Origin of the sequence: Mesorhizobium sp. M7A.F.Ca.MR.176.00.0.0, assembly GCF_004023165.1 — a bacterium.
Taxonomy (GTDB): Bacteria; Pseudomonadota; Alphaproteobacteria; order Rhizobiales; family Rhizobiaceae; genus Mesorhizobium.
The window spans coordinates 20,077-43,115 of the sequence record NZ_RZTC01000046.1 but is presented as its reverse complement, the minus strand read 5'-3'; the positions used below and the strand labels follow the sequence as shown (position 1 = coordinate 43,115).

The 23,039-nt window shown below is 62.6% G+C and carries 24 protein-coding genes; 10 read left to right on the top strand and 14 right to left on the bottom strand.

The window, feature by feature from the left end; all coding sequences use genetic code 11:
* Positions 1–31: 31 nt before the first annotated feature.
* Positions 32–718, top strand: coding sequence for an HAD family phosphatase (locus EOB59_RS17180; protein WP_127268823.1), 687 nt, complete (start codon positions 32–34; stop codon positions 716–718).
* 42 nt (positions 719–760) lie between these two features.
* On the opposite strand, the gene EOB59_RS17175 is transcribed toward EOB59_RS17180, so the two are convergent.
* Positions 761–1,492 (bottom strand): hypothetical protein, encoded by a 732-nt coding sequence (locus EOB59_RS17175; protein ID WP_128288854.1) that lies wholly within the window; start codon positions 1,490–1,492, stop codon positions 761–763.
* Between the two features lie 128 nt (positions 1,493–1,620).
* Here EOB59_RS17175 and thrC point away from each other — a divergent pair, with 128 nt between their 5' ends.
* From thrC to EOB59_RS17155, 4 genes are read left to right on the top strand one after another with little or no spacing between them, the layout of a single operon-like run.
* On the top strand, positions 1,621–3,018 hold the full coding sequence (gene thrC, locus EOB59_RS17170) for a threonine synthase (protein ID WP_127395642.1): 1,398 nt from the start codon (positions 1,621–1,623) through the stop codon (positions 3,016–3,018).
* A 14-nt stretch (positions 3,019–3,032) separates the two neighbouring features.
* Positions 3,033–4,325 (top strand): pitrilysin family protein, encoded by a 1,293-nt coding sequence (locus EOB59_RS17165; protein WP_127320877.1) that lies wholly within the window; start codon positions 3,033–3,035, stop codon positions 4,323–4,325.
* Positions 4,326–4,340: 15 nt separating this feature from the next.
* Complete coding sequence (locus tag EOB59_RS17160; protein ID WP_127268573.1) at positions 4,341–4,937, top strand: GNAT family protein; 597 nt, start codon at positions 4,341–4,343, stop codon at positions 4,935–4,937.
* Positions 4,938–4,940: 3 nt separating this feature from the next.
* On the top strand, positions 4,941–7,829 hold the full coding sequence (locus EOB59_RS17155) for an EAL domain-containing protein (RefSeq protein ID WP_127810997.1): 2,889 nt from the start codon (positions 4,941–4,943) through the stop codon (positions 7,827–7,829).
* A gap of 161 nt (positions 7,830–7,990) precedes the next feature.
* Here EOB59_RS17155 and EOB59_RS17150 read toward each other — a convergent pair whose 3' ends face one another.
* On the bottom strand, positions 7,991–8,599 hold the full coding sequence (locus EOB59_RS17150; protein ID WP_023808594.1) for a YqgE/AlgH family protein: 609 nt from the start codon (positions 8,597–8,599) through the stop codon (positions 7,991–7,993).
* A gap of 170 nt (positions 8,600–8,769) precedes the next feature.
* Between EOB59_RS17150 and EOB59_RS17145 the strand changes: the two genes are divergently transcribed.
* The 3 genes from EOB59_RS17145 to EOB59_RS17135 all read left to right on the top strand — a co-directional run bounded on the left by EOB59_RS17145 (position 8,770) and on the right by EOB59_RS17135 (position 10,696).
* Complete coding sequence (locus tag EOB59_RS17145; protein WP_127398995.1) at positions 8,770–9,576, top strand: protein-disulfide reductase DsbD domain-containing protein; 807 nt, start codon at positions 8,770–8,772, stop codon at positions 9,574–9,576.
* Positions 9,577–9,661: 85 nt separating this feature from the next.
* Complete coding sequence (locus EOB59_RS17140; protein ID WP_127398996.1) at positions 9,662–10,144, top strand: peroxiredoxin; 483 nt, start codon at positions 9,662–9,664, stop codon at positions 10,142–10,144.
* Positions 10,145–10,219: 75 nt separating this feature from the next.
* Positions 10,220–10,696 (top strand): DUF2938 domain-containing protein, encoded by a 477-nt coding sequence (locus EOB59_RS17135; protein ID WP_128288853.1) that lies wholly within the window; start codon positions 10,220–10,222, stop codon positions 10,694–10,696.
* A 134-nt stretch (positions 10,697–10,830) separates the two neighbouring features.
* Here the strand turns inward: EOB59_RS17135 and rnhA are convergent, their stop codons facing one another.
* From rnhA to coxB, 12 genes are all read right to left on the bottom strand, one after another.
* Positions 10,831–11,361 carry a ribonuclease HI gene (gene rnhA / locus EOB59_RS17130; RefSeq protein WP_128288852.1) on the bottom strand — a complete coding sequence of 177 codons (531 nt, stop codon included), beginning with the start codon at positions 11,359–11,361 and terminating at the stop codon, positions 10,831–10,833.
* 11 nt (positions 11,362–11,372) lie between these two features.
* Positions 11,373–12,335, bottom strand: a complete 963-nt coding sequence (locus EOB59_RS17125; RefSeq protein WP_128288851.1) for a homoserine kinase — start codon at positions 12,333–12,335, stop codon at positions 11,373–11,375.
* A 5-nt stretch (positions 12,336–12,340) separates the two neighbouring features.
* The gene (gene ispH, locus EOB59_RS17120; protein ID WP_023808604.1) at positions 12,341–13,351 is read right to left on the bottom strand and encodes a 4-hydroxy-3-methylbut-2-enyl diphosphate reductase; all 1,011 of its coding nucleotides are present in this window, start codon (positions 13,349–13,351) and stop codon (positions 12,341–12,343) included.
* Positions 13,352–13,439: 88 nt separating this feature from the next.
* A complete protein-coding gene (locus EOB59_RS17115) occupies positions 13,440–14,195 on the bottom strand; it encodes an SURF1 family protein (RefSeq protein ID WP_164761698.1) in 756 nt (251 codons plus the stop codon).
* Complete coding sequence (locus EOB59_RS17110; RefSeq protein WP_127395867.1) at positions 14,192–14,596, bottom strand: DUF983 domain-containing protein; 405 nt, start codon at positions 14,594–14,596, stop codon at positions 14,192–14,194. The genes EOB59_RS17115 and EOB59_RS17110 overlap by 4 nt, the downstream gene beginning before the upstream one ends.
* Before the next feature lie 56 nt (positions 14,597–14,652).
* Positions 14,653–15,144, bottom strand: a complete 492-nt coding sequence (locus EOB59_RS17105) for a L,D-transpeptidase family protein (RefSeq protein WP_127320373.1) — start codon at positions 15,142–15,144, stop codon at positions 14,653–14,655.
* A gap of 93 nt (positions 15,145–15,237) precedes the next feature.
* On the bottom strand, positions 15,238–16,119 hold the full coding sequence (locus EOB59_RS17100; RefSeq protein WP_127270321.1) for a cytochrome c oxidase subunit 3: 882 nt from the start codon (positions 16,117–16,119) through the stop codon (positions 15,238–15,240).
* Position 16,120: 1 nt separating this feature from the next.
* Entirely contained in the window at positions 16,121–16,753 is a 633-nt protein-coding gene (locus EOB59_RS17095; RefSeq protein WP_127395869.1) for a cytochrome c oxidase assembly protein, read from the bottom strand.
* A complete protein-coding gene (locus EOB59_RS17090) occupies positions 16,753–16,911 on the bottom strand; it encodes a hypothetical protein (RefSeq protein ID WP_013532777.1) in 159 nt (52 codons plus the stop codon). Before EOB59_RS17090 ends, EOB59_RS17095 begins: the two co-directional genes overlap by 1 nt.
* A 2-nt stretch (positions 16,912–16,913) precedes the next feature.
* Positions 16,914–17,858 (bottom strand): heme o synthase, encoded by a 945-nt coding sequence (locus EOB59_RS17085; protein WP_127320379.1) that lies wholly within the window; start codon positions 17,856–17,858, stop codon positions 16,914–16,916.
* 75 nt (positions 17,859–17,933) lie between these two features.
* The gene (gene ctaD / locus EOB59_RS17080; protein WP_023808611.1) at positions 17,934–19,586 is read right to left on the bottom strand and encodes a cytochrome c oxidase subunit I; all 1,653 of its coding nucleotides are present in this window, start codon (positions 19,584–19,586) and stop codon (positions 17,934–17,936) included.
* Positions 19,587–19,624: 38 nt separating this feature from the next.
* The gene (gene coxB / locus EOB59_RS17075; protein ID WP_164873885.1) at positions 19,625–20,641 is read right to left on the bottom strand and encodes a cytochrome c oxidase subunit II; all 1,017 of its coding nucleotides are present in this window, start codon (positions 20,639–20,641) and stop codon (positions 19,625–19,627) included.
* A 259-nt stretch (positions 20,642–20,900) separates the two neighbouring features.
* Here coxB and EOB59_RS17070 point away from each other — a divergent pair, with 259 nt between their 5' ends.
* Together EOB59_RS17070 and tldD are read left to right on the top strand one after the other, a co-directional pair.
* Positions 20,901–21,455 (top strand): invasion associated locus B family protein, encoded by a 555-nt coding sequence (locus EOB59_RS17070; protein ID WP_013532781.1) that lies wholly within the window; start codon positions 20,901–20,903, stop codon positions 21,453–21,455.
* Between the two features lie 154 nt (positions 21,456–21,609).
* The gene (gene tldD / locus EOB59_RS17065) at positions 21,610–23,022 is read left to right on the top strand and encodes a metalloprotease TldD (RefSeq protein WP_128288850.1); all 1,413 of its coding nucleotides are present in this window, start codon (positions 21,610–21,612) and stop codon (positions 23,020–23,022) included.
* The last annotated feature ends 17 nt before the right edge of the window (positions 23,023–23,039 follow it).

The window sequence follows — 23,039 nt, the reverse complement described above, 5'->3', positions numbered from 1 at the left end:
GCCGCTTCGCCCTCCCATTGTCCGGATCACCATGCCCCAGCCAGACCTTGTCATCTTCGATTGCGACGGCGTGCTCGTCGATTCCGAGATCATCGCCGCCCGTGTCGACGCCGAGCTTTTGACCTTGGCAGGATACGAGATATCGGCTGAGGAGATTTCGGAGAGCTATGCCGGCCTGACCTTCAAGGACATCATGCTGCGGGTCGAGGAAAAGTCCCGCATCCCCTTCCAGGCCTCTCTGATCGACAGGGAGGAACAATTGGTCGACCGCAAACTGCGCAGCGACGTCCGCGCCATCGATGGCGCGCGCGAGGCCGTTGCCGCGGTAACCGTGCCGCGCTGCGTCTGCTCGAATTCACGCTCCGAGCGGATCGAATTCATGCTGGAGAAGGTGCATCTTTTGCCGTTTTTCGCCGACCGGATTTTTTCGGCGATGGAAACACCGACCGGGAAAACGAAACCGGCGCCGGACGTGTTCCTGTTCGCGGCGGAGAAACTCAACGCCAACCCGGCGAACACTTTCGTCATCGAGGATTCCGTGCACGGCGTCCACGGCGCAAGGGCGGCGGGCATGCGGGTGATCGGCTTCACCGGAGCCGCCCACAGCTATCCCGGCCATGCCGACGCGCTCACCGAGGCCGGCGCCGAAACGGTGATCCGCCGCTGGGCGGAGCTGAAAAGCGTGATCGCAGCGCTGTCGGAGTGGTCGGACGCCTGAGAAGCGTGCGCCGCGACGCACGCCTCATGCAACTGCCGAGACCTAGTTCGTCGCGGCAGCCCTCTTGCGGCGGGTCTTCTTCGGCTTGTCGGTCGTTGCCTGATGCGCGGTTTCGTCATAGCCGGCAAAGGCCTGATAGTCCTGCGCCGTCGGCTCGGGCACGACGACATTGGAATCGGTGAAGACGAACTGCGTGGCGACCGAAGGATCGGTGACCTGGACCTGATACTGGTGGAGCTGCGAGTAGAGGACCTCGGTGCCATGCATCACAGCGGTTCGGATCGGCATGGTGATGGTGCCTGGAGAAAACTTCGGTCCGGGGACAATCTTGCCGGCGACCGCGATCTTCATCGTCAACTGGCCGTTGGCACGGCTGCAGTCGCGTGTCACGTCGCTGACCGATGCCTGGTAGATGATGTTGGCCGATTCGTCGGGCGGAGTTGCAGCAGCGGCGTCAGCGTCGGCCTGGGCCGCGGCATCCTGCGCGGCGTCGCCGGTCTTCTTGATCCTGGGCTTGGGCTTCTGAGCTTCCTTGGAATAGGTATTGAAGAAAGCCGTGCCGTCGCGCACCGTCACCCGAGGGCAATAGGCCTGCAACTGGCTGGCCAGTATCTTGGGATCCTGGGGCGGCGGTGGCGCCGTCGGGTCCTCCTTCTTGCCTATGCCGAGGTTCAGGATGCCATTGTCGCCCGATTGGCAGCCGGCGGCGGCAAGCATAAAGCCGGTGAGCGCAAGACCCGCCAAAAAGCGACCACTGAATGTACGAAACGCCATGAAACTGCACTTCCCTCTCGCAAAGCTGGTGACGTATATCAACCGCGCGGCAAAAATGCGACTGAGCCAGCGCAGAAATTAACCACCTTGCGGTGGATGGAAAAGCCAAGCAGTAACGGAATTGTGACATGCACTATGTGAGTACCCGCGGGGAAGCCCCCGTTCTTGGATTTTCCGACGCCGTGCTGGCCGGGCTGGCGCGCGACGGCGGGCTCTACGTGCCGCGCGAGTGGCCACAGTTTTCCGCCGCCGAGATCCGCGCCATGCGCGGCCTTGCCTATCCCGACCTTGCGATCCGCGTGCTGTCGCCGTTCCTTGGCGACGAAATTCCGGCCCCTGTTTTCGAGCGGCTGGTGCGCGAAGCCTATGCCACCTTCCGCCACGAGGCCGTCTGCCCGCTGGTGCAGACAGGCCCCAACACCTTCATCCTGGAACTCTTCCACGGGCCGACGCTCGCCTTCAAGGACGTGGCAATGCAGCTTCTGGCCCGGCTGATGGACCATGTGCTTACCGAACGCGACCAGCACGCCACCATCGTCGGGGCGACCTCGGGCGATACCGGCGGGGCGGCCATCGATGCCTTTGCCGGTCGCAGCCGGACCGACATCTTCATCCTTTTCCCGCATGGCCGCGTCTCGCCGGTGCAGCAGCGGCAGATGACGACGTCGACGGCTGCAAACGTCCATGCGTTGGCGATCGAAGGCAATTTCGACGATTGCCAGGGCCTGCTCAAGGACATGTTCAACGATCACGGCTTTCGCGACCGGGTTGCGCTTTCGGGCGTCAATTCGATCAATTGGGCCCGCATCATGGCCCAGATCGTCTATTATTTCTCCTCGGCGCTGTCGCTCGGCGCACCGGACAGGCCGGTCTCCTTCACCGTGCCGACCGGCAATTTCGGCGATATCTTCGCCGGCTACGCCGCCAAGAAGATGGGACTGCCGATCGAGCGGCTGGTCATCGCCACCAATGACAACGACATTCTGGCGCGCACCTTTTCGACCGGCGAATACCGCACCAAGGGCGTCTTTGCGACCACGTCGCCGTCGATGGATATCCAGGTGTCGTCCAATTTCGAACGCCTGCTGTTCGAAGCCTCCGGCCGTGACGCGGCGACCGTGCGGCGCTACATGGACGGTCTGAAGCAGTCCGGCGCTTTCACCATCGAACCCCAGCAAATCGCCGGGATGCGGTCGGAATTCGACGCCGGCCGGGCTGATATGGACGAGGTCGCCGCCACCATCCGCTCGACGCTCGCGGCCAGCAACTATCTGCTCGATCCGCACACCGCGGCAGCTGTGCATGTCGCTGCGGGCAAGGCGTCAGGCGCCGTCCCGATGGTGGTGCTGGGTACCGCACACCCGGCAAAATTCCCGGCCGCCGTCGAAGCCGCCAGCGGCGTGTCGCCCGCACTGCCCGCGTGGCTAGGTGGGTTGATGACATCGGAGGAAAAATACACGGTACTTCCCTCCGACCTGAAAATGGTGGAAGATTATGTCGGCCGCCGCGCGCGGGCGGCGCGTTAAGGAGTACTAGCCATATGGGTGTTGAGGTAAGCCGTCTGTCGAACGGCCTGACAGTCGCCACCGAAACCCTTCAAAGCATCGAATCGGTTGCCCTTGGTGCCTGGGTCAAGTCGGGTGCCCGCAATGAACGTGAGGACGAGCATGGCATGGCCCATCTGCTCGAGCACATGGCGTTCAAGGGCACGAAAAGGCGGAGCGCCTTCGAAATCGCCTCGGAGATCGAGGACGTCGGCGGCGAGATCAACGCCGCCACCAGCGTCGAAACCACTTCCTACTATGCCAGGGTGCTCTCCGACGACGTGCCGCTGGCCGTCGACATTCTTGCCGACATCCTGCAGGAGTCCGAATTCGACCCGCAGGAACTCGAGCGCGAACAGCATGTGATCCTGCAGGAGATCGGCGCCGCGCACGACACCCCCGACGACATCGTCTTCGACCGCTTCACGGAAACCGCCTATCGCCATCAGACGATTGGGCGCTCCATTCTCGGCACGCCCGAAACGGTCAAATCCTTCACCTCCAAGCAACTCCACGACTTCATCGAGCGGCAATATGGCGCCGAGCGCATGGTGATTGTCGCCGCCGGCGACATCAAGCATGACAATTTCGTGCGCGAGGTCGAAAAGCAACTCGGCGGCTTCCGCAGCAAGGCCGACAGCACCATCCCGCAATATGCGCAATATGTCGGCGGCGATTTTCGCGAGGACCGCGACCTGATGGACGCGCAGATCGTGCTGGGGTTCGAAGGCCGGGCCTATCATGTGCGCGACTTCTATGCCTCGCAGGTGCTCTCGATGATCCTCGGCGGTGGCATGTCGTCGCGCCTGTTCCAGGAGGTCCGCGAGAAGCGCGGCCTGTGTTATTCGGTCTATGCCTTCCATTGGGGCTTTTCCGACACCGGCGTCTTCGGCGTCCATGCCGCGACCGGCCAGAGCGACATCGCCGAACTGGTGCCTGTCATCATCGACGAACTGCAGAAGGCCGGCGAGAAAATCCTGCAGGAAGAACTCGACCGGGCGCGCGCCCAATATCGCGCCGGACTGATCATGTCAGCCGAAAGCCCGGCCAGCCGCGCTTCGCAGATCGCACGGCAGTTGCTTCTGTTCGGCCGGCCGATCGCCAAGGAGGAACTGATGGAACGGCTGTCGGCGCTGACGATCGAGCGGCTGACCGACCTGTCGTCGCGATTGTTCTCGACCAAGCCGACGCTTACCGCTGTCGGGCCTGTGGGTACGCTGGCGCCATACGAGGCGATCCTCGAATCGCTCGCAGGCACGCAGACCACGGCCCGTAAGCTCGCCGTCTAAGCCCCTCGAAGCGTCGTGTTCGCGCTCCCTTTCTTTCGCCGCGACCTGCCGGCGCTGAAAGGCGACCGCGTCACGCTGCGCGTGCCGTTCACCAACGACTACCGCGAGTGGGCGGTGGTGCGCGGCGAAAGCCGCGCCTTCCTCGAACCCTGGGAGCCACGCTGGACTCCCGATGAACTCGACCGCAACGCATGGCGGCTGCGCATCAGCCGCTACCGCGAAGATTATGCGCAAGGAACCGCAATCGCCTTCTTCATCTTCGAGAAGAGCAGCGGCAAGCTTGCTGGCGGCATCACGCTCGGCAACATACGCCATGGCGTCTCGCAAAGCGGCCATGTCGGCTACTGGATCGGCGAGCGCTTCGGCGGCCGCGGCCTGATGACCGACGCGGTCAAGGTGGTGGCCCGCTTCGCCTTCGATACGCTGAGGTTGCACCGGATCGAAGCGGCCTGTATTCCCGACAATATCAGGTCGATCCGCGTGCTTGAAAAAGCCGGATTTCGGCGCGAAGGACTGCTGCGATCCTATCTCAGGATCAACGGCATCTGGCAGGACCACTACCTCTACGCCCGGATCGCGGACGATCCGCCGGGCGTTGGAACGAAGGACTGATTTTTGACGAATTTCCTGCGAAACGGGCCGCTGTTCGCCTTTGTCCTCGCGACACTCCTGACGCTGTGGGCGGCATCGTCGGCCTTCGCCGTGGAGCCGATCAAGATCGCCCGCGACGACGTCGCGCTCGACCTTTCCGGCGCCGTCGAGATCTACCGGAACCAGGGTGAGAATTTCCAGGTGTCGACCGCGCCGGGTCCGGACGGTATCGTGCGGCGCATCGAGGTCGAGGCCAATGATGCACGTTCGACCGGCGACTGGGCGGTGTTCGCGCTCGCCAACACCACCGACCAGCAACTCGACCGGCTGATCGTCGCACCGCATTTCCGCCTGGTAAACTCCGGCATCTTCTGGCCGGATCTCGGCTCGACCCGCATCGCCGCCATCACGCCCAGCGAAGGCTTCGCGCTCGACCGCCAGACCAGCCCCGATGCCGACGTTTTCCGGGTGACGCTGAACCCCGGCACGGTGATCACCTTCATCGCCGAACTGGCCTCGCCTAAGCTGCCGCAGGTCTACCTCTGGGATCCGGAATCCTACAAGGACTCGGTCAATTCCTACACGCTGTTTCGCGGCATCGTCATCGGTATCGCAGGCTTGCTGGCGCTGTTCCTCACCATTCTTTTCGTGGTCAAGGGGACCTCGATGTTCCCCGCGACCGCCGCCCTTGCCTGGGCGGTACTGGCCTATATCTGTGTCGATTTCGGCTTCCTCAACAAGGTCATCGAGATCTCGCCCGGCAATGAGCAGATGTGGCGGGCGGGAACGGAGGTGGCGCTGGCTGGAACCTTCGTGGTGTTCCTGTTCGCCTATCTCAACCTCAACCGATGGCACGGCCATTTCAGTTACGGCGCGCTGGTCTGGATTCTCGGACTGGTGCTGATCGCCGGGGTCGCGATCGTCGATCCGGCGGTTGCCGCCGGCATCGCCAGGCTGTCCTTCGCCGCAACCGCACTGACCGGGCTTGGCCTGATCATCTTCCTCGGCATACGCGGCTACGACCGTGCCATCATGCTGGTGCCCAGTTGGGTCATGGTGCTGTTGTGGCTATGCGGATCGTGGATGGCGATCACCGGCATGCTCGACAACGACATTGCCCAGCCGGCCCTGGGCGGCGGGCTGATCCTGATCATCCTTCTGATCGGCTTCACAGTGATGCAGCACGCCTTTGCCGGCGGCGCCCTGCACCAGGGCCTGTTCTCCGACCTTGAGCGGCAGGCGCTGGCGGTGGCCGGATCGGGCGACACGGTCTGGGACTGGGATGTGCTGCGCGACCGCGTCGTCACCAAGCCCGATGTCAGCATCCAGCTCGGCCTGGCACCGAACAGCCTTGGCGGCGCGGCCCGCAACTGGCTGCCGGTGCTGCATGCCGACGACCGCGACACGTTCCGCACGACGCTCGACGTGGTGCTCGAACACCGGCGCGGCCGGGTGTCGCAGAATTTCCGCCTGCGCGGCGCCGACGGCCACTATCACTGGTTTTCACTGCGCGCACGCCCGGTCATCGGCTCGGACGGCGAAGTCATCCGCTGCGTCGGCACCATGGTCGACGTGACCGAGCAGAAAAAGTCCGAGGAAAGGCTGCTGCACGACGCCGTGCACGACAATCTGACCGGCCTGCCAAACCGCGAACTTTTGATGAACCGGCTGGAAGCGATCATCTCGATCGCGCGCACCGAAGAGAAGGTGCGGCCGACCGTCTTCGTCATCGACATCGACCGTTTCAAACAGGTCAATGACGGGCTCGGCATCTCGGCCGGCGACACCATCCTCTTGACCATCGCGCGCCGCCTGCACCGGTTGCTCAAGCCGAAGGATTCGCTGTCGCGCTTTGCCGGCGATCAGTTCGCTTTGATGCTGCTGTCCGAACAGGACCCGGCCCGCATCGCTGCGGTCGCTGATGCAATCAAGCATGCCATCAACAACCCGATCACCTTTGCCAAGCGCGAGATCGTGCTGACCGCGTCGATCGGACTGATCACCTGGAATTCGCCGCAGATGTCGGCCGAGGACATGGTCAAGGATGCCGAGCTTGCCATGCACCAGGCCAAGCGCTTCGGCGGCGACAGGATCGAGCCGTTCCGTCCGGCTTTCCGCACTGTCGGCACCGACAGGCTGCAGTTCGAATCCGACCTGCGCCGCGCCATCGAACGGCGCGAATTCACGCTTGCCTACCAGCCGATCGTGCGCCTCGAGGACGGCAGCGTCGCCGGCTTCGAGGCGCTGCTGCGCTGGGACCACCCGCGCCGCGGCATGATCCCGCCGGCGGATTTCATCCCGGTCGCCGAAAGCTGCGGGCTTATCGTGCAGCTCGGCCTGTTTGCCATGCAGCAGGCGGCGGAAGATCTCGCCAGCTGGCAAAAACAGATCGGTGACGCGCCGCTGTCGGTCTCGGTCAATTTGTCCAGCCGCCAGCTGATCCGCCGCGACTTGGTCAGCGACGTCCGCTCGGTCATCGCGCGGGCCAATCTGAAGCCGCGCTGCTTCCGGCTGGAGCTCACCGAATCGCTTGTCATGGACAATCCCGAGCAGACCGCGCATGTGCTGACCAAGCTGAAGCAACTCGGCATCGGCCTGTCGCTGGACGATTTCGGCACCGGCTACTCCTCACTGGCCTACCTGACGCGTTTCCCCTTCGACACCATCAAGATCGACAAGAGCTTCGTCGACGACAACACGCCCAAGCGCGCGGTGCTGCTGAAGTCGATGGTCAACATGGCGCATGAGCTCGGTCTGTCCGTCGTCGCCGAAGGCATTTCGGACGAGAGCGATGCGCTGGAATTGCGTCAGATGGGCTGCGAATATGTGCAGAGCTTCATGTTCGGCGCCCCGATGCCGGGCGACCAGGTGCTGAAGACGCTAAAAGAGCAGTATCCGCTGACGCAAGCGTGAGAGCCCGTTTGGAAACTCTACTCTGGCGGCCATCTGACGGCGTTTTCTGCGCTTCCGGTGCACGGACCCGAATGTCCGCTGCGCTCCGGTTCTCGAAAACACCACCATATGACTCTCCAGAGCGAGTTTCGAAACGGGCTCCGCGATGAGGCTGATGGGGTTTAGGCGTGTCCGGCCGCCAGGCTGAGATGCGCAAGGTCGATACCGATCGAGGCGAGGATCCGGTCGTATTTGCGCTCGATATCGGTGTCGAACAGAAGCTCGGCATTGGCCGGACAGGTCAGCCAGCCATTTTCGGCGATCTCGGTCTCCAGCTGGCCGGCGCCCCAGCCGGAATAGCCGAGCGCCATCAGCGCATGACGAGGCCCGCGGCCGGACGATATGGCGCGCAATATGTCGACGGTCGCCGTCAGGCAGATGTCGTCGGAAACGGTCAGCGACGATTCCACCCGATAGTCTCCCGAATGCAGGACGAAGCCCCGGCTGCGATCCACGGGTCCGCCATTGCGCACGACGAAATCGCGGGCCTGCGCCGGCAATCGGATCGCCTCCTGCTCGTTCATGATGCCCAGTTGCACGAGCAGATCCGGAAACAGCATCTGCTGCGTCTGGTTGATGATCAGCCCCATGGCGCCTTCATCGGAATGTGCGCAGACATAGATGACCGAGCGCGTGAAACGGTCGTCCTTCATGCCGGGCATGGCAATCAGGAACTGATCGTCGAGAAAGCCGCGGCTGGCGACCGTCTTCTTGTGGCGCAACAAGTCCATGAAGGGAGCGTAACGCGTTTCCAAAGCGCCGAAAAGATGCGCCGTGCTGGATTCGACCAAAGCCTGTGGCGGCGGCTCGAACATTCTTCTCCCTCGAAGTCACGCAAATATGATACCGGCAAGGCCATGAAATCATTGCGCGGCCACGAACGGACGATCAAATCACCGCCATGCGAAGCTTGAAAATCCTGCTGCTCGGCGCCGCCATCGGATCGGCAACCGCTCTTCCCGCCGCCGCCTCCTCATCGGCGTGGTACAACAGCGAAGGCGGCAAGGTCCGGCTGGTGACATCAGGCAAAGCCGACGACACCGGCCGCATCCAGGGCGTTCTCGACATAGCGCTCAAGCCCGGCTGGAAGACATATTGGCGCGATCCGGGCGACGCGGGCGTGCCGCCGCAGCTCGACATTTCAGCCAGCACCAACATCGCCGACGCAGCGCTATCGTTTCCGGCGCCGCAGCGCCATGACGACGGCTATGGCAAATGGGCAGGCTACAACTATCCGGTTTCTCTGCCGGTGACATTCACGCTGGCGGCGCCGAACCAGCCGGCGTTGATCGATGCCGACATCTTTCTCGGCATCTGCGAAACGATCTGCATTCCGGTGCAGACGCGGCTGACCGTCGACCCCGCCTCCGATCCGGACAATGCCGAGGACGCAGCGCTGGTGAAGGCGAGTTTCGCGGCGCTACCAGCGCCCGCGAGGTCCGATTTCGGCATCAATGTGCTGCCGGGCGACCACGAGACGCTGATTGTCGAGGCGAGCTTTCCCGGCGATCCGGAGGCGGCGGATTTCTTCGTGGCCGGCGAGCGGGACTACATGTTCGGTACCCCTGCGCGCCGCGAAAAAGACGGCAAGCTGATTTTCACCGTGCCGATCCTCGATCGCCCCTCGACGACGCCGACCGATGGCGGGCTTCACTATACGCTGACGAGTTCGGCGGGCGCGGTCGAAGGGGTTCTGCCTTTCCCTTGATCCAGCCCACCCCAACGGTTGCAGGAAGCCGTTGGGTTCGCTAGGCAAAGACACGTCCTTCCCCATTTTCCCAAGCGAGGAATCCATGACCATTTCCGTTGGCGACAAGCTGCCTGACGTGACCTTCAAGACGATGACCGCCGATGGCGCCAAGCCGATCACCGGGGCCGAGATTTTCTCGGGCAAGAAGGTCGTGCTGTTTGGGGTTCCCGGCGCCTTCACCCCGACCTGCAGCAACAACCATTTGCCGGGTTATCTCGAAAACCACGATGCCATCCTGGCGCGCGGCGTCGACACCATCGCCGTCGTTTCGGTCAACGACGTCCATGTCATGGGCGCCTGGGCGCACTTCACCGGCGGTGAGGGCAAGATCATGTTCCTCGCCGACGGCAGTGGCGATTTCGCCAAGGCGGTAGGCCTCGACAATGACCTTTCCGCCAGCGGCATGGGGCTGCGTTCGAAGCGGTTTTCGATGATCGTCGACGACGGCAAGGTCACCGCGCTCAATGTCGAGACCAAGCCTGGTGTCGACGAGTCCGGCGCGGCTCATATTCTGGGACAGCTCTGAAGTTCAGCGCGGCGTCGGGTGTGGAACGACGATCGCGCTTGTAGCCCAGGGCTTGCGTTTGGGGGGATTCTAGCGATGTTTGACATGTTCTGGCGCGCTATCGCGATCGGCGTCGGCGCCACCGTCCTGATGGATCTCTGGGCCATCTTCCTGCACAAGGCGTTCGGCCAGCCACGGCCGAACTGGGGGCCGGTCGGTCGCTGGGTCTGGCATCTCCGCGACAAGGTCTTCCACGACGATATCGGCGATGCCACATCTTACGCGCATGAAAAGGCGCTGGGTTGGGCCTTTCACTATTTTGTCGGCATCGCCTACGGCATCATCCTGGTGGTGCTGGCCGGAGCGAGTTGGCTTGCCGCGCCGACATTCCTGCCGGCCTTCATCCTCGGCATCGTCACCGTCGGCGCCGGCTGGTTCCTGCTGGCACCCGGCATGGGCGCCGGCTGGGCGGCCTCGAAGCGGCCAAATCCGATGCAGATCCGGGCGCTGAACCTGGTGTCGCACACGGTGTTCGCACTTGGGCTTTGGGGCACGGCGCTGCTGATCCGATAAGGGTCTACAACTGCGCTGGCCAGTCGATCGGCAGCCAGCAGTAGATAACGCGGTGCGCGCCGATATCGTAGTAGTTGCCACCCCCGCCGGCTGATCCGCTTCTTCGTACCTGAGAGCCACGCCGCTCCGGAAATTCAATAGCTCTGGGTAGAGCGCCGCACTTTCGCGATTGCCGGTTGTTTGGCCGGCGCAGCAGGCTTTGCCGCTGCTGCAGGCTTGAACGAACCTTTCTTGAACGGCGCCATGCCTTCGCGCGCAAGCTCGTCGGCGCGCTCGTTCTCGACATGACCGTCATGGCCCTTGACCCAGTTCCAGGTGACCTTGTGGCGCTTGTTGGCCTCGTCGAGCGCCTGCCAGAGTTCACCGTTCTTCACCGGCTTCTTGTCGGCGGTCTTCCAGCCGTTCTTCTTCCAGCCGTGGATCCACTTGGAAATGCCGTCCATGACATATTTGCTGTCGGTGTGAAGGTCGACCGTGCACGGTTCCTTCAGCGCGTTCAGCGCCGAAATGGCGGCCAACAGTTCCATGCGGTTGTTGGTCGTCTCGGCTTCCCCGCCGGAAAGCTCCTTGGTGGTGCCGTTGAAGCGCAGGATCGCGCCCCAGCCGCCAGGGCCGGGATTGCCCGAACAGGCGCCGTCGGTGAAGATCTCAACCTGCTTGCTCATGATACCCCATATCAGGCCAATCCATATTCCGAAGGAGATTTGATCGCCCGGTGGAACCGCATCCTTCTGATGTATTCGGACGGATCGCGTTTCATCACCAGCCCGCCATCGGGAACGGTCAACCAGTCGTACAGCCGGGTCAGCATGAAGCGCAACGCCGAACCGCGCGCCAGCACCGGCAGCGCAGCTTGTTCCTGGTCGCTCAGGGGCCGGACGCTCTGGTAGCCGGCGAGCAGCGCCTTGCCCTTGGTGAGATTGAAGGAAAAATCCTTCTCGAAGCACCAGGCGTTGAGACAGGTGGCGACATCGTATGCGTAGAGGTCGTCGCAGGCGAAATAGAAATCGATCAGGCCGGACAGTTTTTCGCCGAGGAAGAAAACGTTGTCCGGGAAAAGATCGGCGTGGATGATGCCTTTGGGAAGGTCCTTCGGCCAGTTGCGCTCGAAATCGGCAAAGTCGGCATCGACCTCGGCCGCTAGGCCCGGCTCGACCTCGTCTGCGCGATCGCGCGCTGCATCCCAGAGCTTGCGCCAGCCGTCGATGGCCAGGGCATTCGGACGCGTCATCGAAAAATCGGCGCCGGCCAGATGCAATTGCGCCAATGCCTTGCCGACCTCGGCACAATGCGTTGCTGTGGGCCGCCGCAACGAAAGCCCTTCCAGGAAGGTGATGATGACCGCCGGCCGGCCGGCGAGCGTGCCGATGACGCTGCCGTCATGCGCGGTCACCGGCAGCGGGCAGGACACGCCCTTGTTGGCGAGATGGCCCATCAGCCCGAGGAAAAACGGCAAATCCGCCTTCTCGACGCGCTTCTCATAGAGCGTCAGGATGTAGGAGCCGCTGGAGGTGTGCAGCAGAAAGTTCGAGTTCTCGGTGCCTTCGGCGATGCCCTTGTAGGACAGGAGATCGCCGACCGGATAGTGCTTCAGGAATGCGCCGAGTTCGCCTTCCGCAACGTCGGTGTATACCGCCATGTGGCTTACGCGGCTCCATTGACGAAGGCCATGTCGGCCCGCGTCAGTTCGACATCGCGCAATACCCGCATGACCGGAAAATCCTCCGTTTCCGTGGCCGTGATGGCCAGGTCGATCGTGACATCGAAGCGTTGCCGGAACGCGTCGATGATCTCGTCGACGATGATTTCGGGCGCCGATGCGCCGGCCGACAGGCCAAGCGTCGAGATGTTGCCGATGTCATTCCACGGAATCTCGGCGGCGCGCTGCACGAGAAGCGACATGGTGGCGCCTGCACGCTCCGCGACTTCGACAAGTCGTCGCGAATTGGAGGAATTCGGCGCGCCGACGATCAGATAGAGATCGGCACCCGGCGCGGTGTCCTTGACTGCTTCCTGGCGGTTGGTGGTGGCATAGCAGATCGATTCCGCCGCTGGTGCCTGCAGCGCCGGAAAGCGATCCTGCAAGGCGCGGATGATGCCGGCGGTGTCCTCGACAGACAATGTGGTCTGGGTAACGAAGCCGAGCGCCTGCGGATCGGCGGGCGAGAGCTTTGCGGCATCGGCTTCGGTTTCGATCAGCGTCACCGCTCCGTCCGGCAGTTGGCCCATGGTGCCGATCACTTCGGGATGACCGGCGTGACCAATCAACAGCACATGGCGGCCGAGCCGCTGATGGCGCATCGCCTGCTTGTGGACCTTCGACACCAGCGGGCAGGTGGCATCGAGATAGAAGAGATTGCGCGCCTTCGCATCCGCCGGCACCGATTTCGGCACGCCATGCGCCGAGAACACGACGGGCGACTGCCGATGCTCGGCCGGTATCTCGGAGAGTTCCTCGATGAAGACGGCGCCAAGGCTTTGCAGCCCCTCGACGACGTAGCGGTTGTGCACGATCTCATGGCGGACATAGACCGGCGCGCCATATTTCTTCAGCGCCAGCACGACGATCTGGATGGCACGGTCGACACCGGCGCAGAAACCGCGCGGCTGGCAGAGCCGGATCGTCAGAGGTGGTTTAGTGGTTGTCTGAAGCATTAAATCCGGGCCGGTTGATCAAAGCCGAAATGAAGTGCGCACCCCTGCCCTGTCAAGGGCATCGGTTGAAAGGGGGCATCAGCCGCGTTCATTCGTCTTTCGCGGGACGGCGAAGCCGCAGGATGAGCACGGCTGCGAGCGCCGCGGCAAGCCCGTACCAAGTCATCGCATATTGGAGATGGCTGTTCGGGAGATCGATGATGGTGACGCCGCCAACCGGCAAGCCGCCTGGGTTTGGCGTCTTGTCTGCGTCGATGAAGATCGGCACCAGCGCGGCGCCCGCCGGCAGACCGGCGCTTGCAGCCATCACGTCGCGGTCCTTCCAGTAGAAGATGTTCTTCGCCACGTCGTTGTCGGGAAGCATCATCGACGGCTTGCCCGGCAGCGGGTTGCGGGCCAGCCCCGTGACCGTCACTCTGCCAGCCACCTGTCCCTTGGCGCGCTTGGCGGCATCCTTCAGATCGTAAGGCACGAAGCCCCGATTGATCAGGACGAAGCGGCCGTCGTCGAGCGCCAGCGGCGTGTAGACATTGAAGCCGGCATCACCTTCCCAGGTCGCGTAGAAATGGCGTTCGCCTTGATGCAGGAACGTGCCGGTGACGGTGACAGGCGTATAATCGACATCCCCGGTCGCGGCGAACTCTTTCTCGACCGCAACCAACGGCAACGGCGCCGAATGGGTGCGCTGGTCGATGGTCTGCAGAAGGCCTTCCTTCCAATACAGGCGCTGCATCTGCCAGGTGCCGAGCACCAGCAGGATCAGGAACAGCACAAGGCCAAGGCCGAGCAGCAATGCCGATCGCGGCCGCGAACGACCGTCAGTTCTAAGGGAAGCCTCGCTCATTCGCCGCGATCCAGCCGGCCCTCGGCCGCTTGGTTGCGGTATTGCAGCGTCAGCAGCACGCCCTTGATCAGCCGCAGCGCCGTCAAGCACAGCACAACAGCCAGCGGAATCCAGACCAGCAGATGCAGCCAGAGCGGCGGGCTGAGCGTGACTTCTACCCAGAGCGCCAGGCCGACGATGATAAAGCCGATGATCAGGATCACGAACACCGCCGGCCCGTCGCCGGCATCAGCGTAGGAATAATCGAGGCCGCAATTGACGCATCGCTTGCCGACGGTGAGGAAGCCGGAAAATAGCCGCCCCTCGCCGCAGCGCGGGCAACGGCCATGCAGGCCGGCCGAGATCGGATCGATCGGCGGCCAGATCGCCCTATCTTCACTCTTGGAAGAGTCGTCGCTCATTGCTTACCGCTCGATTTCAGATCGACCGGCAACCAGTTCATATTGCCACTCATTGCCTACCGCTCGATCTCGATCGGTGTGCCATCGGCCACCATCGCCCAGATTTCGTCCATATCGGAGTCCGTAACCGCAATGCAGCCGTCGGTCCAGTCGACCAATTGAAGCAGCCAGCCCCACCAGCCATAACCGTTTGGCTGGCCGTGGATCATGATCATGCCGCCCGCGTCGACATTGCGCGCCCTGGCGGCCGCCAGATCGTCGGTGTTGGGGTACGAAATATGGATCGATCTGTGCGCGATGCTGTTCGGGTTGCGCCAGTCGAGGACATAGTTCCCCTCGGGCGTGCGTTGATCGCCCTCCTGGTGCTTATGCCCGACAGGATCGCCGCCGAGTGCGATGCCGTAGCTGCGCAGGATCTTGCCGTCGCCGATGAGTTCCAGCCGGCGTTCGGCTTTGTGGACACGCACCAGATCCACCTTCTCGCCGGCAAAGGCCGGGAGTGCCGCGATCATCAATGCGCAAATGGCCCGGAAAATTGTCAGCCGCATTGGCTATCGATCAGCGATCATTGCGCCAAAAAGAAGAAGGCGGCCACATTGCCGCGGCCGCCCCTCCCCAAACGGAAATTCCTCAGGCCAGGATCAGTGGCCCTCGATCACCGCGCCGACCGATCCCCAGACGTAGATCGAGGCGAACAGGAACAGCCAGACCACGTCGACGAAGTGCCAGTACCAGGCGGCCGCCTCGAAGCCGAAATGTTGCTTGGGGGTGAAATCACCCTTCATCGCCCGGATCAGGCAGACCAACAGGAAGATGGTGCCGATGATGACGTGGAAACCGTGGAAGCCGGTCGCCATGAAGAAAGTGGCGCCATAGATGGAATCCTTGAAGGCGAACGGAGCATGCATGTACTCGTAGGCCTGCACCATGGTGAACAGCATGCCGAGGCCAACGGTCAGCACCAGGCCGTTGATCAGCCCCTTGCGATCGCCATGGATGAGCGAATGGTGCGCCCAGGTCACCGTGGTGCCGGACAGCAGCAGGATGACGGTGTTGTAGAGCGGCAAATGGAAGGGATCGAGAACTTCCATGCCCTTCGGCGGCCAGACACCGCCGGTAAACGCGGTGCGGGCATATTGCTGGACTTCGCTCGGAAACAGGCTGGCATCGAAATAGGCCCAGAACCAGGCAACGAAGAACATTACCTCCGAGGCGATGAACATGATCATGCCGTAGCGCAGATGCAGCGACACGACACGCGTGTGATGGCCCTCATGCGCTTCCTTGATCGTGTCCGACCACCAGGCGAACATGGTGTAGAGGATGATCACGAGACCGATGAAGAACAGCCATGGATTGGCGATGTTGAAGCCGAAGATCGGGAACGAGCCGCCCTTCAGGTATTCCATCAAGCAGACGCCGCCAAAGGCGGCGACAAGTGCGCCTACCGATCCCAGGAAAGGCCACGGGCTCGGGTCGACGAGATGATAGTCATGCTGTGGTTTTGCGTGCGCGTCTGCCATATCAACCCCCGAGATTTGCTTCGGTATTCGAAATTGTCTTGCTATTGCCCTTGGCCGGCTCCGAGGAGGCGACCGGCTTGGCCTTCTCGACCGGGAACATCGTATAGGACAGCGTGATCGTCTTCACGTCCTTCAGTTCCGGCACATTGACGATGTCGGGGTCCACGTAGAACAGGACCGGCATGTCCAGTGTCTCGCCGGGCTTCAGCGTCGTGTCGGTGAAGCAGAAGCACTCGACCTTGTTGAAATAGGGACCTGCCAGTTCAGGCTGCACGTTGAAGGTGGCGCGGCCGGTCACGGGACGATCGAACTTGTTGGTCGCCTGGTAGTGCGCCTGCACGGTCTCGCCGATCTTCATCGTCATCGAGCGCTGGACCGGCTGGAACTCCCACGGCACGCCAGCGATGTTGGCATCGAAGCGGACGGTGATCTCGCGGTCGAGCACGCGGCCGGCATACTGCTTCTCGGCACGTTGCGTCGTGCCGCCATAGCCGGTCGCCTGGCAAAACATCTTGTAGAGCGGCACCGCGGCATAGGCCATGCCGATCATGCCTGTGAAGAAGGCGAGGCAGACAGCCGCGACGATGACGTTGCCGTTCTTGCCAGCCGCTTTTTTAGAGGTCTCGACGCTCATCACATCGTGCCCAGATTGTGGCCGAACTTCACGATCGTCGCGATGTAGAAAATGACCACCAGCAGCGCCAGCGCCACACCGATGGCGATAGAACGGCTGCGCTGCGCCTTCTTCTGACGCTCGGTCAACGTGACGGTCTCGAGCTTTTCCTCGATCATGGTCATGCTCCACCCATGGCAAGCGCGCGTTCGACAACGCTGTCGGCCAGATAGGCAGCGAAGATGGCGAAGAGATAAAGCAGCGAATAGGCGAACAGGGCCTTGGCCGGTTTCATGACGCGGTCATCGTCGGCCATGCCAAGCACTTTCCACGCGTACCAGACAAAACCGACTCCCAGAAGCAGGGCGGCCACGCCATAGAACGGCGTGGTGTAGCCAAGCAGCCACGGCAGCACGCCGACCGGGGCCAGCACCAGCGCATAGGCGAAGATCTGGCGGCGGGTCGAAGCGTGGCCGGCGACGTTGGGCATCATCGGAATGCCGGCCTTGGCATAGTCCTCGGACTTGAACAGCGCCAGCGCCCAGAAATGCGGCGGCGTCCACAGGAAGATGATCAGGAACAAGACAATGCTTTCGAGGCTGACTGTCCCGGTCACCGCGGCCCAGCCGATCACGGGCGGAATGGCACCGGCGGCCCCGCCGATGACGATGTTCTGCGGCGTCCAGCGCTTCAGCCACATCGTGTAGACGACGGCGTAGAAAAAGATGGTGAAGGCGAGCAGCGTCGCCGCCAGCCAGTTGACCAGCACGCCGAGCGTCATCACAGACAGCACCGACAGCACCAGCCCGAAGGTCAGGGCTTCGTGCGGCTGGATGCGACCGGCGGGGACTGGGCGGTTGGCGGTCCTGGTCATCACGGCATCGATGTCGGCATCGTACCACATGTTGAGCGCGCCGGAGGCACCAGCACCTATTGCAATAGCCAGGATGGCGATCACCGCCAGCAGAGGGTTGATGGTCACGGGTGCGGCGACAAGGCCGACAAAGGCGGTGAACACCACCAGCGACATGACGCGCGGCTTCAGCAGCGCGAAGAAATCGCCCGCCGTCGCTTCCGACATGCGAAAGCCCGCTTCGTCAATCAATGGGTCGTCGACAAGGGCCATGCGTACTTAAGTCCATCATCCGTTGGCCAAAACCGCCGGCGGACCGGCGGTTTCGTATTCGAGCGGGCAGCCGCCTTACTTGATTTTCGGCAGCTGTTCCCACTGGTGGAAGGGCGGCGGCGAAGGCAGCTGCCATTCGAGCGTCGTTGCGCCCTCGCCCCATGGGTTGGCGCCGGCGATCCGCTTCTTCTGGAAGGCCTCGAACACACCATAGAGGAAGATCAGGACGCCGATGGCCGAGATATACGAGCCGATGGACGACACATAATTCCAGCCGGCGAACGCATCGGGGTAGTCGATGGTGCGGCGCGGCATGCCGGCGAGACCGAGGAAGTGCTGCGGGAAGAAGATCAGGTTCACGCCGACGAAGGTGACCCAGAAATGCGTGTTGGCGATGACGGGCGAATACATGTAGCCGGTCATCTTCGGGAACCAGTAGTACCAGCCGGCGAAGATGGCGAACACCGCGCCCAGTGACAGCACGTAGTGGAAGTGGGCAATGACGAAATAGGTGTCATGCAACGAGCGGTCGAGGCCGGCATTGGCCAGCTGGACGCCGGTGACGCCGCCGATGGTGAACAGGAAGATGAAGCCCAGCGCCCACAGCATCGGCGTCTTGAACGAAATCGACCCGCCCCACATCGTCGCGATCCAGGAGAAGATCTTCACGCCTGTCGGCACCGCGATGACCATGGTGGCGAAGACGAAATAGCGCTGCGTGTCGAGCGACAGGCCGGTCGTGTACATGTGGTGCGCCCACACGATGAAGCCGACGGCGCCGATCGCCACCATGGCATAGGCCATGCCGAGATAGCCGAACACCGGCTTCCTCGAGAAGGTCGAGATGACGTGACTGATGATGCCGAAGCCCGGCAGGATCAGGATGTACACTTCAGGGTGACCGAAGAACCAGAACAGGTGCTGGAACAGGATCGGGTCGCCGCCGCCGTCGGGCGCAAAGAAGGTGGTACCGAAATTGCGGTCGGTGAGCAGCATGGTGATGCCGCCGGCCAGGACCGGCAACGACAGCAGGAGCAGGAAGGCGGTGATCAGCACCGACCAGGCAAACAGCGGCATCTTGTGCAGCGTCATGCCAGGCGCGCGCATGTTGAAGATCGTGGTGATGAAGTTGATGGCGCCGAGGATCGACGACGCACCGGCAATGTGGATCGACAGGATCGCCAGATCCATGGCCGGCCCGGGCTGGCCCGAGGTCGAAAGCGGCGGATAGAGCGTCCAGCCGCCACCGACGCCAAAGGCGCCCGGCGCGCTCGGCACGAACATCGAGGTGAGAAGCAGGATGAAGGCCGGCGGCAGCAGCCAGAAGGAGATGTTGTTCATGCGCGGGAACGCCATGTCGGGCGCGCCGATCATGATCGGAACCATCCAGTTGGCGAAGCCGCCGATCAGCGCCGGCATGACCATGAAGAAGATCATGATCAGGGCGTGCGCGGTGGCGAAGGCATTGTACATGCTCTTGCCGCCGTCGATCGCGGCGTCACCGTTCATGCCGTAGACCATCTGCGCCAGACCGCTGAAGATCTGGATGCCAGGCTCCTGCAACTCCATGCGGATGGCGACAGACAAGGCACCGCCGATGATGCCGGCCATGATCGCGAAGATCAGGTAGAGCGTGCCGATGTCCTTGTGGTTGGTCGAATAAACCCAGCGGACCCAGCCGTGATAAGGCTTGTGGTCGTGCCCGTCGTGAGCTGCAGCGTCTGCCATGTTCCGCTCCGTTCCCTAAATCTTGCTAACCCGCGGCATCAGTTGCCGGCGGCCGCTACCTTGTTCTGGCCGTCGACCTCGGCCATCAGCGTCTTGTTGGCGCCGGGCAGATCGGTCTTGGCTGCCGCCAGCCAGGTCTTGAACTGCGCATCGGAGACGACGCGGATGGCGATCGGCATGAAGGCATGGTCCTTGCCGCAGAGCTGCGAGCACTGGCCGTAAAAAATACCTTCCTTCTCCGCCTTGAACCAGGTCTCGTTGGTGCGGCCCGGAATGGCATCGATCTTGATGCCGAACGACGGCATGGCAAAGGAGTGGATCACGTCGGTCGCGGTGACGAGCACGCGGGTCATGGTGTTGACCGGCACCACCAGTTCATTGTCGACCGCGAGCAGGCGCGGATAAACCTTGCGGTCCTCCTTGCCGGCGGCGGCGCGGTCGGTGTCCTGAAGGATCGCGGAATTGAAGGAGAGCGTGTTTTCGGTCTGGTACTCGTAGTCCCAGTTCCACTGGTTACCGGTCGCCTTGACGGTCAGCTTCGCTTCTTCCGGCGGCGTGTATTGCGCGGTCAGCAGCTGGAACGAGGGAATTGCCAAGCAAAGCAGGATGACAACCGGACCGACAGTCCAGATCACCTCAATCAGCGTGTTGTGGCTGGTCTTGGACGGAACCGGGTTCGCGCTCGCACGGAATCTGACGATGCAATAAGCGAGGAGAAGCAGCACCAGGATGGTGATCGGAACGATGAACCACATCGTGTAGTTCCCGAACCACTCGATCTGCCGCATCATGTCAGTCGCCGGCGCCTGGAAGGTTGTCTCCCAGTTCTTGGGCTGGTCGGCATGGGCGGATGCGCCGGCGAAAAACGTGACAGCGGCACAAGCACTTAGAAACTTGGCACTTGCTGGAACCTTGGCGTTTGCCAGGAAATTTCTCATCGCCCTCATCGTCTCCCAGTTCCTCGCTGCGGTACCCACGAGAATAACGAACAATGCCGGGACGGGAATCCCGACAGTTTCAAGGTGGTTCAAACCATACTCTTTTTCCCTCCGCAAGAAAGGAGCGGACGAAACCGTGCGGCATTTTTGCGCGCAAGCCCGGATATGCCTTTGGAGGCAGCCGCGGCAGCACCGAATCGCCTACAGTGAGCCCGCAGCAGCATTCCCGCGGGCCGCAGGTGCCGAACGTCGCAATTCGGGCGAAATTGGCAGGGAAAAGCGCCCAATTGGCTTTTTCGGGGCAGACCTGGTGCGGTCTCGTCCTTTACTTGGCTTTGGCGCGGCTTAAAGTGCCGTGATTCGCAATGGAGCCGTCATGAATTACTGGCTTTCGAGAAACTCTCGGTTTTCGAGAAACTGGGCGAAGGTCATCTTTTTCGCCGCCCTGTCTGGCATCGGCTTGTCCGCGATCGTGTCCGGCACGGCGAACGCCGCGCAGCCGAGCGGCACCGTGCGCTCGACACATGGCGCATGGTCGATCATCTGCGACACGCCGGCCGGTGCCACCTCGGAACAATGCGTGATGATGCAGAACGTCGTCGCCGAGGACCGTCCGGAGATGGGACTGTCGGTCGTGGTGCTGCGCACCGCCGACAACAAGGCGGAGATCCTGCGCGTGCTGGCGCCGCTCGGCGTGCTTTTGCCCAACGGGCTCGGCCTCAATGTCGACGGCAAGGACATCGGCCGCGCCTATTTCGTGCGCTGCTTTCAGGACGGCTGCTATGCCGAGGTGATCCTCGAGAAGCCGCTTCTCGACACGCTGAAGACCGGCACGTCGGCCACCTTCATCGTTTTCCAGACCCCGGAAGAAGGTATCGGCATCCCGGTCGACCTCAAGGGCTTTGCCGACGGCTTCGCCGCCCTCCCCTGAAAGCCCGGCGACATCACCGGCTTCAACCAGAAGTGACTTCGACGGGCTGCTGGCAAACCGCTTTTGTCGTTACAATGCGGCAGAGCGATTGTCTCGGCGTGCCTTCGCGCCTACATCGTGGCAAAGACCCATTCCTCCTGTGAACGGATGCGCCATGAACAGCCTGATCGGCCAATTCGACATTTCAGACGATCGCATCAATCAGATCGTCGCCGAGACCATCAACGGCGCCGATGACGGTGAGTTGTTCCTCGAATACAGCGAGAGCGAAGCGCTGATGTTCGACAATGGCCGCCTGAAGACCGCCAACTTCAACACCGACCAGGGGTTTGGCCTGCGTGCGGTTGCCGGCGAAGCCAGCGGCTATGCGCATTCCAGCGACCTCTCCGAAGCCTCGCTGCTGCGCGCGGCCGATGCCGTTTCAACCGTCAAGGGCGGTTATTCCGGCACGCTTGCCGCCGCACCGGCCCGCACCAACCGCCATCTCTATGGCGAAGAGAACCCGATCCCCTCGCCCTCCTTCGAGGCCAAGGCAAAGCTCTTGCAGGAAATCGACGCCTGGCTGCGCGCCGAGGATCCGCGCGTGCGGCAGGTTTCGGCATCGCTCGCCGCATCCTGGCAGCATGTCGAGATCGTGCGCGCCGATGGCCAAATGGTGCGCGATATCCGCCCGCTGGTCCGCATCAACGTCTCCGTTGTGGTCGGCGATGGCGACCGCCAGGAGAGCGGCTCCTACGGCATGGGTGGCCGCAAGGCGTTTGGCGAATTCCTGGTCGAGGACAGCTGGAAGCACGCCGCCAAGGAGGCGCTCAGGCAAGCTCTGGTCAATCTCGAGGCCATACCGGCCCCGGCCGGCACTTTCGACATCGTCTTGTCCAGCGGCTGGCCGGGCGTCATGTTGCACGAGGCCGTCGGCCATGGGTTGGAAGGCGATTTCAACCGCAAGAAGACCTCGGCCTTCGCCGGCCTGCTTGGCCAGCAGGTCGCCGCCAAGGGGGTCACCGTCGTCGACGACGGCACGATGCCCGAACGGCGCGGCTCGCTGACCGTCGACGATGAAGGCACACCTTCGGCCCGCAATGTGCTGATCGAGGATGGCAAGCTGGTCGGCTACATGCAGGATCGCCAGAATGCCCGGCTGATGGGCATGAAGGCGACCGGCAACGGCCGCCGCGAAGGCTATGCCCACCAGCCGATGCCGCGCATGACCAACACCTATATGACATCTGGCGACATGGAGCCGGACGAAATCATCGCCTCGGTCAAGAACGGCATCTATGCCGTCTCCTTCGGCGGCGGTCAGGTCGATATCACCTCGGGCAAATTCGTGTTCGGCTGCACCGAGGCCTACATGATCGAGAACGGCAAGGTGACGCAGCCGATCAAGGGCGCGATGCTGATCGGCAACGGTCCGGACGCCATGCACCGCGTCTCGATGATCGGCAACGACATGAAGCTCGACACCGGCATCGGCATGTGCGGCAAGGCCGGACAGGGCGTGCCCGTCGGCGTCGGCCAGCCGCATCTGCGCATGAACCAGATGACGGTGGGCGGCACGCGGGTTTGATAAGAACAGTCGACGAG

Bases quoted from the DNA above. Each gene is read 5' to 3' on its own strand.
- EOB59_RS17145 (WP_127398995.1), top strand. From the start codon at position 8,770: ATGCGAAGCTTGAAAATCCTGCTGCTCGGCGCCGCCATCGGATCGGCA.
- EOB59_RS17085 (WP_127320379.1), bottom strand. From the start codon at position 17,858: ATGGCCCTTGTCGACGACCCATTGATTGACGAAGCGGGCTTTCGCATG.
- ispH (WP_023808604.1), bottom strand. From the start codon at position 13,351: ATGCTTCAGACAACCACTAAACCACCTCTGACGATCCGGCTCTGCCAG.
- EOB59_RS17070 (WP_013532781.1), top strand. From the start codon at position 20,901: ATGAATTACTGGCTTTCGAGAAACTCTCGGTTTTCGAGAAACTGGGCG.
- rnhA (WP_128288852.1), bottom strand. From the start codon at position 11,361: ATGAGCAAGCAGGTTGAGATCTTCACCGACGGCGCCTGTTCGGGCAAT.
- EOB59_RS17165 (WP_127320877.1), top strand. From the start codon at position 3,033: ATGGGTGTTGAGGTAAGCCGTCTGTCGAACGGCCTGACAGTCGCCACC.
- thrC (WP_127395642.1), top strand. From the start codon at position 1,621: ATGCACTATGTGAGTACCCGCGGGGAAGCCCCCGTTCTTGGATTTTCC.
- EOB59_RS17140 (WP_127398996.1), top strand. From the start codon at position 9,662: ATGACCATTTCCGTTGGCGACAAGCTGCCTGACGTGACCTTCAAGACG.
- EOB59_RS17125 (WP_128288851.1), bottom strand. From the start codon at position 12,335: ATGGCGGTATACACCGACGTTGCGGAAGGCGAACTCGGCGCATTCCTG.
- EOB59_RS17150 (WP_023808594.1), bottom strand. From the start codon at position 8,599: ATGGACTTGTTGCGCCACAAGAAGACGGTCGCCAGCCGCGGCTTTCTC.
- EOB59_RS17095 (WP_127395869.1), bottom strand. From the start codon at position 16,753: ATGAGCGTCGAGACCTCTAAAAAAGCGGCTGGCAAGAACGGCAACGTC.
- EOB59_RS17135 (WP_128288853.1), top strand. From the start codon at position 10,220: ATGTTTGACATGTTCTGGCGCGCTATCGCGATCGGCGTCGGCGCCACC.
- tldD (WP_128288850.1), top strand. From the start codon at position 21,610: ATGAACAGCCTGATCGGCCAATTCGACATTTCAGACGATCGCATCAAT.
- EOB59_RS17090 (WP_013532777.1), bottom strand. From the start codon at position 16,911: ATGATCGAGGAAAAGCTCGAGACCGTCACGTTGACCGAGCGTCAGAAG.
- ctaD (WP_023808611.1), bottom strand. From the start codon at position 19,586: ATGGCAGACGCTGCAGCTCACGACGGGCACGACCACAAGCCTTATCAC.
- EOB59_RS17110 (WP_127395867.1), bottom strand. From the start codon at position 14,596: ATGAGCGACGACTCTTCCAAGAGTGAAGATAGGGCGATCTGGCCGCCG.
- EOB59_RS17105 (WP_127320373.1), bottom strand. From the start codon at position 15,144: ATGCGGCTGACAATTTTCCGGGCCATTTGCGCATTGATGATCGCGGCA.
- EOB59_RS17100 (WP_127270321.1), bottom strand. From the start codon at position 16,119: ATGGCAGACGCGCACGCAAAACCACAGCATGACTATCATCTCGTCGAC.
- EOB59_RS17180 (WP_127268823.1), top strand. From the start codon at position 32: ATGCCCCAGCCAGACCTTGTCATCTTCGATTGCGACGGCGTGCTCGTC.
- EOB59_RS17175 (WP_128288854.1), bottom strand. From the start codon at position 1,492: ATGGCGTTTCGTACATTCAGTGGTCGCTTTTTGGCGGGTCTTGCGCTC.
- EOB59_RS17115 (WP_164761698.1), bottom strand. From the start codon at position 14,195: ATGAGCGAGGCTTCCCTTAGAACTGACGGTCGTTCGCGGCCGCGATCG.